Source organism: Streptomyces sp. NPDC033216 (assembly GCF_055577115.1).
Map to the genome: position 1 here is coordinate 498,210 of NZ_JBVIQK010000001.1, position 13,365 is coordinate 511,574.

Consider the following 13,365-nt stretch of genomic DNA (forward strand, 5'->3'; position numbering starts at 1 on the left):
CGGGGCGGCGCCGGTGGGCTCCGCCGTCGCGGCGACCTCGCCTGCCGCGGGGGCCGCGCTCTCGGCGGTCACCGTGGTCTCGGCCCGCTCCGGTGCGGCGGGTGCCGTCACGGTGCGGGTGGCGCGGCGGCGGGTGCGGCGCGGCGCGGGTTCCTCGGCGGCGACGGCCGCGACGGGCTCCGCCGGCTCGGCGGCGGCGGGCAGCACGGTCTCGGCCGCCTCGTCCGAGGCGGGGGCACCGGCCGGAGCACCGGCGGGCGCGGACGCCCGGCGGGTGGCACGGCGGCGCGGACGCGCGGCGGGCGCGGCCTCGTCGGGCTCCGCGGGGACCCCGGCGGCCTCGACGGCGATGTTCTCCGCCGTCTCTTCCTCGATGTCCTCCGCGGCCAGGTCGGCGACGGACTCGGCGGCCGGTGTGGCCGGCGCGACGGTCTCGGCCGACACCTCGGCGGCGCCGACCGGCGGACCCGCCGGTCGGGAAGCGGCACGGCGCCGACGACGCGGCGGCAGGTTGTCGCTCGGGGTGTTCGATGCGGAGTCCGGCACGGACTCGGTCGATTCGGTCGGTTCGAGCATGCGGGCGTATCTCCCGTCAGGCTCCCGGGCGCCGCGCTGGTCCGGTGCCGATCACGTGGATCGGTCGCCGTTGACGTCCGCGGCTCGCGCTGTGCGCGGTGCCGCCGTCCGGGGCGCGGGCGCCGCACGGGAGCTCTCTAGTGTCCTGTCTCGCCGGTTCCGTACGCCGAATGCGCACGGCCTGGCGAAAGTCTTGTGGTCGGTGCGCTGCCCGACCCAGGTGGCTCCCGAGTGCGAGGGCTGCGCTACGACGTGCGTCCCTGTGCGGAACCTTCCTTACGCCGACGCCTTCGCGGTGGCAGTCACATCGGCCGTTGTCACGGCCTCGGCTGCCTCGCGGTCGGGCGCGAGCGGGTCGGTCACCACACCGGTCTCTTCATCGAGCAGCCCCTGCGCCAGCCTGGTCACCCCTGCGGGGACCGGCGGCGCCAGGTCGGCCACGGCGCGAAGACCGGACAGGACGTCGTCGGGTCGAACGGCAGGCGTCACGTGCCGAACAACCAGCCGCAGTATCGCACAGGGCTGGTCCATCGGCCTATCAGCCTGTGGATTCAGTGTTTCGAGGTGTACGACGGCGGAGCGGGCGTCGAAGGTACGGACGCCGTTCTTCATCAGGCGCTGGACCTCGACGGTGTCGGCCGCGTTGAAGGCGGCCACCGCGCGGTCGGCTTCCGCGGGGTCCACGCCGGTCAGGCGCATCTCCCACACGGAGGCCGTGAGCCGGTCGGCGAGCCCGGACGTACGGGCCTCGACCGCGTCGACGATGTCGAGCCCGGCGGGCAGCGACTCGTCGAGCAGCTCACGCAGCTGCTGCGGGTCCCGCGCCTCGGTGAGCGCGATCTCCAGGTACTCCGCCTCGCTGCCCGTGCCGGTGGGTGCGGCATTGGCGTACGACACCTTCGGGTGCGGCGTGAACCCCGCCGAGTACGCCATCGGCACCTCGGCACGGCGCAACGCGCGCTCGAAGGCACGCTGGAAGTCACGGTGGCTGGTGAACCGGAGGCGGCCGCGCTTGGTGTAACGCAGTCGGATGCGCTGCACCGCGGGTGCGGGCGGCGGGCCTTCGGGCTGTCGCTTGCCCAGTGTCGTTCAGTCCTTCGTGAGAGCGGTCGTACTGCTATCAAGAGTACGTGTCCCGCGCGCGGAAGGTTCCCTCCGGGCCACGGACTCCGGCTGCCGGGGCTCACCGAACAGCAGCCGTCGCACGTCGGCACGCGCCCGCCGCACGGACGTCCGGGCTGCGGCCAGGGCCTGCCGGCCGGTGCGGCCCACGGCGCGCGCGGCCTCGGCGGCGGGCCGCAGCACGACGTCGCGGAGGAGGTGCCCGACGGGTGTCAGCACGCCGCGGTAGAGCATGCGCGCCGGTTCCACGACGCTCCACCGCAGGAGGGTCCAGAGGAGACGTCCGACGACGAGCGAGAGATGCCCGGCGATCCGCCAGGCGTGCCGCAGGGCGTCCCACACCTCCCGTGCGACGACCGCGAGGACCCGGCCGACCGGTGCGAGGACCCGGCGCCACAGCGTCTGGGCGGGCAGCACCACGAGGACGCGGGTGACCCAGTACAGAGCCCGGCCGATCCCGGTGACGAGCAGGGCGAGCAGCCGCCCCACGCCCAGCACGCACCAGGCGATCACCCGCCCGAGGGGGGCGAGGAACCAGTCGTACAGCCAGCGGGCGGGGACGACGACCAGGTACCGCGCCAGCCCGGCGAGGGCGACGCCCAGCCCGCGTACGACAGGCGTCAGCACGCGCGCGTACACCCAGGCAAGGGCATGGCCGACGGGCGTCAGGAGGTGGCGGTGGCACCACACCAGCGGGACGACGACCAGCACCTTCCCGAGCCAGGCCAGGGCCTTGCCTACGGGGACGACGACGTACCGCCACAGGCCCACCAGGGGCAGGACGACGAGGACCCGGCCCAGCCACAGCAGGGCTCTGCCGAGCGGGCGCAGCAGGACGTCGTTCAGGAAGCGGCAGGTGACGACGAGGGCGTCCCACGCCATCCGTACCGGCAGGACCAGCACGAGCGCCACGATCCGCACGGGCAGGCGGATCGCGGCGACGAGACACCCTTCGGGCTGCTGGTGCGGGGGCTGCCGGACGGGCGGCTTGTCGAGGTCCATACCGGCGAAGACGCCGCAGCGGCCCGTCCGGATCCCGCCACCCCCGCGGTTCTCCGGTCCGCCGTCCCGGCTTCGCCCCGGCCCGCGTCGGGGGCCGGGGGCGGACGGCGTGGGCCTGGCTCCCCCGGGACTCCGCACCGGTGGCGCCTCGCCACGGACGCCCGACGCCCCTGATCCGCCCGGCCCCTGTGGGTCCGGTCGGCCTCACCGGCGCAGCGAGACGACACCCGCCGGCCGCCGGGGGCGCGCGACGCGGGAGGGCCCGGCCGTCGGCCGGGCCCTCCCGCGCGAGCTCCGCTGCTCCACGGCTACTGCACGAGCTACTTCACGACGGTCAGCGGCAGCAACTTCTTGCCGGTGGGGCCGATCTGGATGTGGGTGTCCATCGCCGGGCACACACCACAGTCGAAGCACGGCGTCCAGCGGCAGTCCTCGACCTCCGTCTCGTCGAGGGCGTCCTGCCAGTCCTCCCAGAGCCAGTCCTTGTCGAGGCCGGAGTCCAGGTGGTCCCAGGGCAGGACCTCCTCGTAGCCGCGCTCGCGGGTGGTGTACCAGTCGACATCCACGCCGAAGGGTGCCAGCGCCTTGTCGGCGCAGCTCATCCAGCGGTCGTAGGAGAAGTGCTCACGCCAGCCGTCGAAGCGGCCGCCGTCCTCGTAGACCGCTCGGATGACGGCGCCGATGCGGCGGTCGCCCCGGGACAGCAGGCCTTCGACGATGCCGGGCTTGCCGTCGTGGTAGCGGAAGCCGATCGAGCGGCCGTACTTCTTGTCGCCACGGATCTTGTCGCGGAGCTTCTCCAGGCGGGCGTCCGTCTCCTCGGCGGAGAGCTGCGGCGCCCACTGGAACGGGGTGTGGGGCTTCGGCACGAAGCCGCCGATGGAGACGGTGCAACGGATGTCGTTGGCGCCGGAGACCTCACGGCCCTTCTGGATCACGCGGGTCGCCATGTCGGCGATCTGGAGGACGTCCTCGTCGGTCTCCGTCGGCAGACCGCACATGAAGTACAGCTTCACCTGGCGCCAGCCGTTGCCGTACGCGGTGGCGACGGTCCTGATCAGGTCCTCTTCGGAGACCATCTTGTTGATGACCTTGCGCATGCGCTCGGAGCCGCCCTCGGGGGCGAAGGTGAGGCCGGACCGGCGGCCGTTGCGCGTCAGTTCGTTGGCCAGGTCGACGTTGAAGGCGTCCACGCGGGTCGAGGGCAGGGAGAGGCCGATCTTGTCTTCCTCGTAGCGGTCCGCGAGACCCTTGGCCACCTCGCCGATCTCGCTGTGGTCCGCGGAGGACAGCGACAGCAGGCCGACCTCCTCGAAACCGGTCGCCTTCAGGCCCTTCTCCACCATGTCACCGATGCCGGTGATGGAGCGCTCGCGCACCGGGCGGGTGATCATGCCGGCCTGGCAGAAGCGGCAGCCGCGGGTGCAGCCGCGGAAGATCTCCACCGACATCCGCTCGTGCACCGTCTCGGCCAGCGGGACGAGGGGCTGCTTCGGGTAGGGCCACTCGTCGAGGTCCATGACCGTGTGCTTCGACACGCGCCACGGGACGCCCGACCTGTTCGGCACCACGCGGGCGATCCGGCCGTCCGGCAGGTACTCGACGTCGTAGAAGCGCGGGATGTACACGCCGCCGGTCTTCGCCAGGCGGAGGAGGACCTCCTCGCGGCCGCCCGGCCGTCCCTCGGCCTTCCACTCCCGGATGATCTTCGTCATGTCGAGGACGGCCTGCTCGCCGTCGCCGATGACCGCCGCGTCGATGAAGTCGGCGATCGGCTCGGGGTTGAAGGCCGCGTGACCGCCCGCCAGCACGATCGGGTCGTCCAGTCCGCGGTCCCTGGACTCCAGCGGGATGCCCGCCAGGTCCAGCGCGGTCAGCATGTTCGTGTAGCCCAGCTCGGTGGAGAAGGACAGGCCGAACACGTCGAAGGCCTTCACCGGGCGGTGGCTGTCCACGGTGAACTGCGGGACGCGGTGCTCACGCATCAGGGCCTCCAGGTCCGGCCACACGCTGTACGTGCGCTCGGCGAGGACGCCCTCCTGCTCGTTGAGGACCTCGTAGAGAATCATGACGCCCTGGTTGGGCAGCCCGACCTCGTACGCGTCCGGGTACATCAGCGCCCAGCGGACGTCGCAGGACTCCCAGGGCTTGACCGTGGAGTTGAGCTCGCCGCCGACGTACTGGATCGGCTTCTGCACGTGCGGGAGCAGAGCTTCGAGCTGCGGGAAGACCGACTCGACAGACATCGCGGGGTTACCTTCGTGAGCTGACTGGGGCACCCCCGGCCGAAGGCTGGGGGAGGGTGACCATCTAGCCTAACCCGCTCCTGAGGCGTCCCCGAACGCCGAACGAGCCCGGCGGCTCGGGTCCGGACCGCCGTGGCCGCGTCGGTTCTCCCCCACTCCCCGGGCAGCGACGCCGTGGCGGCGTACTTCCGCGTCCACTACGGCGGCGCCCCCTCGGGCAGCTCCGAGCGCCGCTGCTCCCTGCCGTACCGCAGGCCTCAGGTGAAGGCGCTCATCCCCGCGGTGTGCGCCTGGGCGGTGAGGACGGGCAGGTCCTCACGGGCACCACCCTGTCCTGGCGGTCGCCGAACAGAGCCTGAGGGACCTCATGAGCGGGACCAGGTCCGCGGCGGGCTCGCCGAGCGCGAACGCGGCCGTCTCGGCGGAGCGGCGGCTCCGCTCGGCCTTCCTGCGGGCATCGTGCGGGGCCGGGTCCTGATCGGCCCCTCGCGACTGCCCGAGCGTCTCCCCCACCAGCGGGGCGACCTGTCCGAAGTCCTTTCGCTCGATACCGCGCTTCGTCTCCGCCACGAGAGCAATGTGCGGGCAGTCGGCCCGGACGGCAGGGCAGTCCGGTGACCGGCCCCGCCCGCCGCGCACGCGGAACACCCGGTGTCGTGGCGCTCGGGCCGGTCAGGCCGACATGGGCCGCTGCACCCGGATCGACTGCAACAGCCCGACCGCCACCCATACCGCGAACATCGACGTACCTCCGTAGGACACGAACGGCAGGGGCAGGCCGGTGACCGGCATGATGCCGAGGGTCATGCCGATGTTCTCGAAGGACTGGAAGGCGAACCAGGCGACGATGCCGGCGGCGACGATCGTGCCGTACAGCTCGGTCGTCTCGCGGGCGATGCGGCAGGCCCGCCACAGGACGATGCCGAGCAGCACGATTATGAGGCCGCCGCCGACGAAGCCCAGCTCCTCGCCGGCCACCGTGAACACGAAGTCCGTCTGCTGCTCGGGAACGAACTGGCCGGTCGTCTGCGAGCCCTCGAACAGCCCGGACCCGGTCAGCCCGCCCGAACCGATCGCGATGCGCGCCTGGTTGGTGTTGTAGCCGACGCCCGCCGGATCGAGGCTGGGGTTGGCGAAGGCGGCGAAGCGGGCGATCTGGTAGTCGTCCAGGATGTGCAGCTGCCAGACGGCGAGCGCCCCGGCCGCGCCCGCGCCGAGCAGCCCGAAGACCCACCGGTTGGAGGCGCCGGAGGCCAGCAGCACCCCCAGCACGATGATGACCATGACCATGACCGACCCTAGGTCGGGCATCAGCATGACGATCAGCATCGGTACGGCGGCCAGGCCGAGTGCCTGGAGCACCGTGCGCTGGTCGGGGTAGAGCTTGTCACCCGCGTCGACCCGGGCCGCCAGCAGCATCGCCATGCCCAGGATGATCGTGATCTTGACGAACTCCGAGGGCTGGAGCGAGAATCCGCCGCCGAGCTGGATCCAGGAGTGCGCGCCGTTGACCGTGGAGCCCAACGGGGTGAGCACCAGCAGGATCAGCAGCACCGACAGGCCGTACAGGATCGGGACGGCGTTGCGCAGGGTGCGGTGGCCGAGCCAGACCGTGCCGATCATCAGGGCGAGCCCGATGCCGGTGTTCAGGAGGTGGCGCAACAGGAAGAAGTACGGGTCGCCCTGGTTGATCTCGGTGCGGTTGCGGGTCGCCGAGTACACCAGCAGGGAGCCGATCAGCGACAGCGCGATCGCCGCCAGCAGTATCGGCCAGTCCAGGCGCCGGGTCAGCGAGTCGCGGGCGAGGAGCCGCGTCCAGCCGGCCCGCTCGGGCCCGTACCCGGAGACGGAGAAGCCGTTCGCGCCGGTCATGTGCACTTCCTCCGGCTTCCTCGCCGGCGCCCTCGCCGCCGCGTGTCACGGTTGTTGGCCTCCGGTGAGGCGGTGGTCGCCGCCTGCTGCGTCCCCTCGGGGGCGGGGGAGCCCGTCTCGGTGGCCTTCTGGTAGGTCTGCTGCTCCTTCGCCGGGTCCTTGGAGATCTTCGGGGACGCGATCGTGCCGTCCGTCTTGATCTTCGGCAGGGTCTTCTGCGGGGTGGGCAGCAGCGCGTTCTTCTTGTTGATCACGCCGTCGTCGGAGACGCCGTACAGAGCGTCGTATATGTTCCGCACGGCCGGTCCGGAGGCACCGGAACCCGTACCGCCCTGGGAGATCGTCATCACGATCGAGTAGTCCTTGGTGTACGTGGCGAACCAGGACGTCGTCTGCTTGCCGTAGACCTCGGCGGTGCCGGTCTTGGCGTGCATCTCGATCTTGTCCTGCGGCCAGCCGCCGAAGCGCCAGGCCGCAGTGCCGCGGGTGGCCACACCGGCGAGGGCGTCGTCCATCTGGGCCAGCGTCTGCTTGGTGACGGGCAGCTTGCCGTGGGCCTTCGGCGCGATCTCCTCGACCCTCTTGCCGTCGGGGCTGATGATGGCCTTGCCGACCGTCGGGTCGTACAGCGTGCCGCCGTTGGCGATGGCGGCGTAGATGGTGGCCATCTGGATGGGCGTCACGAGGGTGTCGCCCTGGCCGATGGAGTAGTTGATCTCGTCACCGGCGCGCATCTTGTTGCCCTCGAGGCAGTTCTCGTACGCGATCTTCTCGACGTAACTGCCGTCCTTCTTGCCGGTCTTGCACCAGCCCGCCTTGTTGGCGTCCCAGTAGGACTGCTTCCACTCGCGGTCGGGGACGCGGCCGCTGACCTCGTTGGGCAGGTCGATGCCGGTCTCCTTGCCGAGGCCGAACTGGTGGGCGGTCTTGTAGAAGTAGTCCTTCGGCTTGCCCTTGGGGTCGATGCCGCCGTCCTTCTGCCACTCGCGGTGGGCGAGGGCGTAGAAGACGGTGTCGCAGGAGACCTCCAGGGCGCGGCCGAGGTCGATCGGGCCGTGGTTCTGGGATTCGAAGTTCTTGAAGACCTGGCCGCCGACCGAGTACGAGCTGGAGCAGTTGTAGCGTCCGTCGAAGTCGTAGCCCGCCTGGACCGCGGCGGCCGTGGAGACCACCTTGAAGATCGAGCCGGGTGCCGCCTGACCCTGTATGGCCCTGTTGAGCAGCGGGTAGTTGGAGGACTTCCCGGTGAGCTTCCTGTAGTCCTTGGCGGAGATCCCGCCGACCCAGGCGTTCGGGTCGTAGTTCGGGTTGGACGCCATGGCGACCACGCGGCCGGTCCTGGCCTCCATCACCACGACCGCACCGGCGTCAGCCTTGTAGTTCTCGCCGGTGTTCTTGTCGAACTGCTTGCGGGCTTCCTTCATCGCCTCGTTCAGCTCGTACTCGGCGACTCGCTGGACGCGGGCGTCGATGCTGGTGACGAGGTTGGATCCGGGTTGTGCCGGGTCGGCCTCGGCCTCGCCGATGACCCGGCCGAGGTTGTCGACCTCGTAGCGGGTGACGCCGGCCTTGCCTCGCAGTTCCTTGTCGTACTCACGCTCCAGGCCGGACCGGCCGACCTGGTCGGAGCGCAGGAAGGGCGAGTCGGTGTCCTGGGCCTTGGTGATCTCCTCGTCGGTGACCGGGGAGAGGTAGCCGAGGACCTGGGCGGTGTTGGCCGCGCCGGGGCTCGGGTAGCGGCGCACTGCCTCGGGTTCGGCGGTGACGCCGGGGAAGTCCTCGGCGCGCTCGCGGATCTGGAGCGCCTGCCTGGGCGTGGCCTCGTCGGTGATGGGGATGGGCTGGTAGGGCGAGCCGTTCCAGCAGGGCTGGGGGGTCTTCGCGTCGCACAGCCGGACCTTCTGCGTGACCTCCTCGGCGGTCATGCCGAGTACGGCGGCGAGCTTGGCCAGGACGGCCTTGCCGTCGTCCTTCTGCTTCAGCAGGTCGGTGCGGGAGGCGGAGACGACGAGCCGTGTCTCGTTGTCCGCGAGGGGAACACCCCGCGCGTCCAGGATGGCGCCCCGGACGGCGGGCTCGACGACCTGCTGGACGTGGTTGCCGGAGGCCTCCTTGGCGTACTCCGCGCCCTCACGGATCTGGAGGTACCACAGCCGGCCGCCGAGGGTGCCTAGGAGGGAGAGGACGAGGATCTGGATCACGACGAGCCGGATCTGGACCCGTGGGGTCCGCCCGGTCTCGGGAATGTTGGTCACTGCGGCTGTCTCCCCCTCTCAGTGTGCGGACGTGTGTGCCCGGATGCGGGTGCGTGTGACTGCGGGTCTGCCTGTGTCTGTGGCCGTGGCCGCGCGTACGAATATCGAACGACCGGCCCGTGAGGCCACGTTCCGCCACAGCGGCCCCGTTCGAGTGAATCCACGAGCGCCGCCCTCGTCCGGGGTGCGTCCCGCACCGCCTCCGGCGTCACCCCGCGCCGACTCCCCCGTGCTCACAGTCGCTTGACCCCCTTGATGCGCCCCGCACGGGCCATCCGGGAGCGGGCCGTCTTCATCTTCAGACCGCCGCGCTGGCCGCCGATCCGCAGGCCGGTGCCCGAGGAGAGCCACCCGGAGGAGATGTCGGCCGCCTTGCCGGCGGAGTTGGTCTCGGCGAGCGGGTCGTTGTCCGCGCGCCGGGCCAGGAACATCACGCCCGGCACGACGAAGGGGGCGAGCAGCAGGTCGTACAGGGCCGCCGAGAACAGCAGGCCGGTGAGGCCGACATGACGGGCGGCGGTGTCGCCGACGAGGGCGCCGACACCGGCGTACAACAGGGTGGAGCCGATCGCGGCGGCGAACACCACGACCATTGGGCCGGTGGCCGACTTGATGCGGCCGGTCTCCGGCTTGACGAGACCGGCGAGGTAGCCGATGACGCACAGCACGAGGGCGTAGCGGCCGGCGGCGTGGTCGGCGGGCGGGGCCAGGTCGGCCAGGAGTCCGGCGCCGAAGCCGATGAGGGCGCCGCCGACATGGCCGTAGACCAGGGCGAGGCCCAGGACGGTGAGGAGGAGCAGGTCGGGGACGGCGCCGGGGAGGTGGAGGCGGGCGAGGACGCTCACCTGGATCACCAGGGCGACGACGATCAGCGGGACGGAGAGCAGGATCCGGTTGACGCGCATGGGGTAGTCAGCTCCTACTGCTCTTCCTGGCCTTCGACGGGTGCGTTCGCGTTCGGGGTGACCGTGACGGTCACGGTCGGCGTGGGGACCGGCTTGGGCTTGGTGGGCAGCACGGTGTCGCGCGGGTCCTTCTTGGGGGCTTCGACGACGACGCCGACGATGTCGAGCTTGGTGAAGCTGACGTACGGCGTGACGTAGAGGGTGCGGGTGAGGTCGCCGCCGGACGGGTCGACGCGGGAGACCACGCCGACCGGCACGCCGGGTACGAACGGCTTGTCGGCCTGCGAGCCGAAGGTGACCAGCCGGTCGCCCTTCTTCACCTCGGCCTTGCCGTTGAGGAGTTCGACGCGCAGCGGGCGGTCCCCCTGCCCGGAGGCGAAGCCCAGTTCGTCGGACGCCTCCATGCGGGTGCCGACGGTGAAGTCGGGGTCGCTGGCGAGGAGGACGGTCGCGGTGTTCGGCCCGACGGTGGTGACCCGCCCGACCAGGCCGTCACCGTTCAGGACGGTCATGTCCCGTTTGATGCCGTCGTCGGCGCCGACGTCGATGGTGACGGTCCAGGAGAAGCCCTGGGCCGCTCCGATCGCGATGACCTCGGCGCCTTTGATGCCGTACTGGCCGGCGCCGGCGGTCTTCAGCATCTTGTCGAGCTGGGCCAGTCGGCTGCGGTTGCGGTCGTCGCTGCCGAGCTTCGCCTTGAGGGCCGCGTTCTCCTTCTCCAGCGCGGCGAGCCGGTCGTGGCGCTCACCTGAGTCGCGTACGGCGGAGACGGCGTCGCCGACGGGGTCCACCGCCGACGCCACCCCGTCCTCGATCGGGCCGAAGGCCGCGGCCGCGGCCTGCCGGGCACCGTCGACCGGGGAGTCCTCTCCGCCGCGGATGTCCACCGTGATCAGCGCGAACGCGACGGCGATCAGCAGCACCAGGAGCAGCCGGCTCTCTCGTGTGTCCCTCACGTGCGGCGGCCGTGCCCTTCCTCATAGGAATTGCGGGAATTCGGGTAGCCCCCGGGAAATCCCGAGGGCGTGGTATGGGGTGCTTGGGGGGCTCTTGACGATCTTATGCCTGGATATCAACGATCCGCCGCACGAGAGGCGGTCATCTCGTACGGCGGAATCGAAGCGTTACGTCATCTGCGGGGCGCGGCGTCCAGAACCTGCTGGAGCGCCTCGAACTCCTCGACGCACTTGCCGGATCCGAGCGCCACGCTGTCCAGCGGGTCCTCGGCGATGTGGATGGGCATGCCGGTCTCCCGGCGCAGCCGTTCGTCCAGACCGCGCAGCAGGGCTCCGCCGCCGGTCAGCACGATTCCGCGGTCCATGATGTCGCCCGACAGTTCCGGGGGGCACTTGTCGAGGGTGGTCTTCACGGCGTCGACGATCGCGTTGACGGGTTCCTCGATCGCCTTGCGTACTTCGGCGGCCGAGATGACCACGGTCTTGGGCAGTCCGGAGACGAGGTCCCGGCCACGGATTTCGGTGTGCTCGTCGGAGTCGAGGTCGTACGCCGAGCCGATCGTGATCTTGATCTGCTCTGCCGTCCGCTCACCGAGAAGGAGGCTGTACTCCTTCTTGATGTGCTGGATGATCGCGTTGTCCAGCTCGTCGCCCGCGACGCGGATGGACTGGGCGGTCACGATGCCGCCGAGCGAGATGACCGCGACCTCCGTGGTGCCGCCGCCGATGTCCACCACCATGTTGCCCGTGGCCTCGTGGACCGGCAGGCCGGATCCGATGGCCGCGGCCATGGGCTCCTCGATGATGTGCACCTGCCGGGCGCCGGCCTGCGTCGACGCCTCGATGACGGCGCGGCGCTCGACCCCGGTGATCCCCGAGGGCACGCAGACGACGACCCGCGGCCTGGCCAGATACCGCCGCTTGTGAATCTTCAGGATGAAGTAGCGGAGCATCCGCTCGGTGATCTCGAAGTCGGCGATGACGCCGTCCTTCAGCGGCCGCACGGCGACGATGTTGCCGGGGGTCCGCCCGATCATCTTCTTCGCTTCGGCGCCGACCGCGAGGATGCCACCGGTGTTGGTGTTGATCGCGACGACGGACGGCTCGTTGAGTACGATCCCGCGACCCCTGACGTACACCAGCGTGTTGGCGGTCCCGAGGTCGACAGCCATGTCACGGCCGATGAACGACATTGAGTTCCCCATCAGGATTCGACTGGCCTTCCCAATGAGCTTGTGACGGCTTCTCAGGTCGGCGAGGTGGGTGCTGTGACGTGAAGGCTTACATCGTAAACGCGCCTGCACGAACACTGCGCGAGGGTCTTCGCCATTGTCAGCAGATGCCGTAGCGCCTCGCTTGTGGAGACGGGCCATCGGGGGCATGCGTTCCCCCGATCGGCACGCATATACCGAAGGACGGCCGAAATCGTACGGCCGTCCCTGGTGAGACGAGGAGACGGGGTGACGGTCCCTCAGAAAAAATTACCGGAAGATCCGCGACCGGGAAGGCCGGGAAGCACCGTTCGGGGGCTCAGACCCACCCGGATCGCTCAGACCCACCCGGATCGCTCGGGCACTCCGGGCTCAGGCCCGCCCGGGGAAGAAGATCTTCACCTCGCGCTCGGCGGACTCCTCGGAGTCGGAGGCGTGGATCAGGTTCTCGCGGACGATCACACCGAAGTCACCGCGGATGGAGCCGGGGGCGGCGGCGATCGGGTCGGTCGGACCGGCCAGGGCACGCACACCCTCGATGACCCGCTCGCCCTCGACGATCAGGGCGACGACCGGGCCGGAGGCCATGAACTCCACCAGCGGCTCGTAGAAGGGCTTGCCCTTGTGCTCGCCGTAGTGCTGCTCCAGGGTCTCCTGGTCCAGCGTGCGCAGTTCGAGCGCGGTGATCCGCCAGCCGGCCTTGCGCTCGATACGGCTGATGATCTCGCCGGTCAGGCCACGACGGACGGCGTCGGGCTTGAGGAGGACGAGGGTGCGCTGGCTCACGGGGTGACTCCTTCTACTGCCGGTGTGCGGTGGGACGAGATTACAGGGCGTGTCCGGGCCCCCGTCACACAGTGTCAGCAGTATCCGCGGGGGAGGCGGCGGCCTGCGCGGCGAAGCGCGCCTTGGCCTCGTCGATCTTCCTGCCGTAGTGCACGGACGCCCACCACAGGGCTCCGAAGATCACCCCGAGGACGAACATCATCGGCACCACGAAACCGCTGAGGACGAGGGCGATCTGGAGCGCCCAGCCGAGGGCGACTCCCCCGGGCCGGGTGACCACACCGCACAGCAGCACGCACAGGAACATGGCGATGCCGCACACGGTCCACACCGTGGACGTGGTGAGGTCGGCGTCCTTCATGGCGACCAGACCGGCGAAGCCGATGATGAAGAACTCGCCGATGAGGGTCGAGGAACAGAGCGTACGCATGGTG

At 70.5% G+C, this 13,365-nt stretch carries 11 protein-coding genes and 1 pseudogene; all 12 read right to left on the reverse strand.

Annotation, left to right across the window (positions count from 1 at the left end):
* Nucleotides 1-576: pseudogene (locus tag ACZ5Y0_RS02120) on the reverse strand (Rne/Rng family ribonuclease); the annotation flags it as partial.
* Between the two features lie 276 nt (nucleotides 577-852).
* Nucleotides 853-1,617, reverse strand: a complete 765-nt coding sequence (locus ACZ5Y0_RS02125) for a TIGR03936 family radical SAM-associated protein (RefSeq protein WP_469126719.1) — start codon at nucleotides 1,615-1,617, stop codon at nucleotides 853-855.
* Between the two features lie 48 nt (nucleotides 1,618-1,665).
* Complete coding sequence (locus ACZ5Y0_RS02130) at nucleotides 1,666-2,700, reverse strand: hypothetical protein (protein WP_469126720.1); 1,035 nt, start codon at nucleotides 2,698-2,700, stop codon at nucleotides 1,666-1,668.
* Nucleotides 2,701-3,020: 320 nt separating this feature from the next.
* Nucleotides 3,021-4,946, reverse strand: coding sequence for a TIGR03960 family B12-binding radical SAM protein (locus tag ACZ5Y0_RS02135; protein WP_469126721.1), 1,926 nt, complete (start codon nucleotides 4,944-4,946; stop codon nucleotides 3,021-3,023).
* 315 nt (nucleotides 4,947-5,261) lie between these two features.
* Entirely contained in the window at nucleotides 5,262-5,516 is a 255-nt protein-coding gene (locus ACZ5Y0_RS02140) for a hypothetical protein (RefSeq protein ID WP_469126722.1), read from the reverse strand.
* A 102-nt stretch (nucleotides 5,517-5,618) separates the two neighbouring features.
* A complete protein-coding gene (gene rodA, locus ACZ5Y0_RS02145; RefSeq protein WP_469126723.1) occupies nucleotides 5,619-6,818 on the reverse strand; it encodes a rod shape-determining protein RodA in 1,200 nt (399 codons plus the stop codon).
* The gene (gene mrdA, locus ACZ5Y0_RS02150) at nucleotides 6,815-9,073 is read right to left on the reverse strand and encodes a penicillin-binding protein 2 (RefSeq protein ID WP_469126724.1); all 2,259 of its coding nucleotides are present in this window, start codon (nucleotides 9,071-9,073) and stop codon (nucleotides 6,815-6,817) included. The genes rodA and mrdA overlap by 4 nt, the downstream gene beginning before the upstream one ends.
* A 233-nt stretch (nucleotides 9,074-9,306) precedes the next feature.
* On the reverse strand, nucleotides 9,307-9,978 hold the full coding sequence (mreD, locus tag ACZ5Y0_RS02155) for a rod shape-determining protein MreD (protein ID WP_469126725.1): 672 nt from the start codon (nucleotides 9,976-9,978) through the stop codon (nucleotides 9,307-9,309).
* Between the two features lie 14 nt (nucleotides 9,979-9,992).
* Nucleotides 9,993-10,934 carry a rod shape-determining protein MreC gene (gene mreC / locus ACZ5Y0_RS02160; protein WP_469126726.1) on the reverse strand — a complete coding sequence of 314 codons (942 nt, stop codon included), beginning with the start codon at nucleotides 10,932-10,934 and terminating at the stop codon, nucleotides 9,993-9,995.
* 173 nt (nucleotides 10,935-11,107) lie between these two features.
* Nucleotides 11,108-12,127, reverse strand: a complete 1,020-nt coding sequence (locus ACZ5Y0_RS02165) for a rod shape-determining protein (protein ID WP_030779466.1) — start codon at nucleotides 12,125-12,127, stop codon at nucleotides 11,108-11,110.
* A gap of 390 nt (nucleotides 12,128-12,517) precedes the next feature.
* Nucleotides 12,518-12,931: a nucleoside-diphosphate kinase gene (gene ndk, locus ACZ5Y0_RS02170; protein ID WP_469126727.1), complete on the reverse strand. Its 414-nt coding sequence runs from the start codon at nucleotides 12,929-12,931 to the stop codon at nucleotides 12,518-12,520.
* 64 nt (nucleotides 12,932-12,995) lie between these two features.
* Nucleotides 12,996-13,361 carry a DUF4233 domain-containing protein gene (locus tag ACZ5Y0_RS02175; RefSeq protein ID WP_469126728.1) on the reverse strand — a complete coding sequence of 122 codons (366 nt, stop codon included), beginning with the start codon at nucleotides 13,359-13,361 and terminating at the stop codon, nucleotides 12,996-12,998.
* Nucleotides 13,362-13,365: the final 4 nt, after the last annotated feature.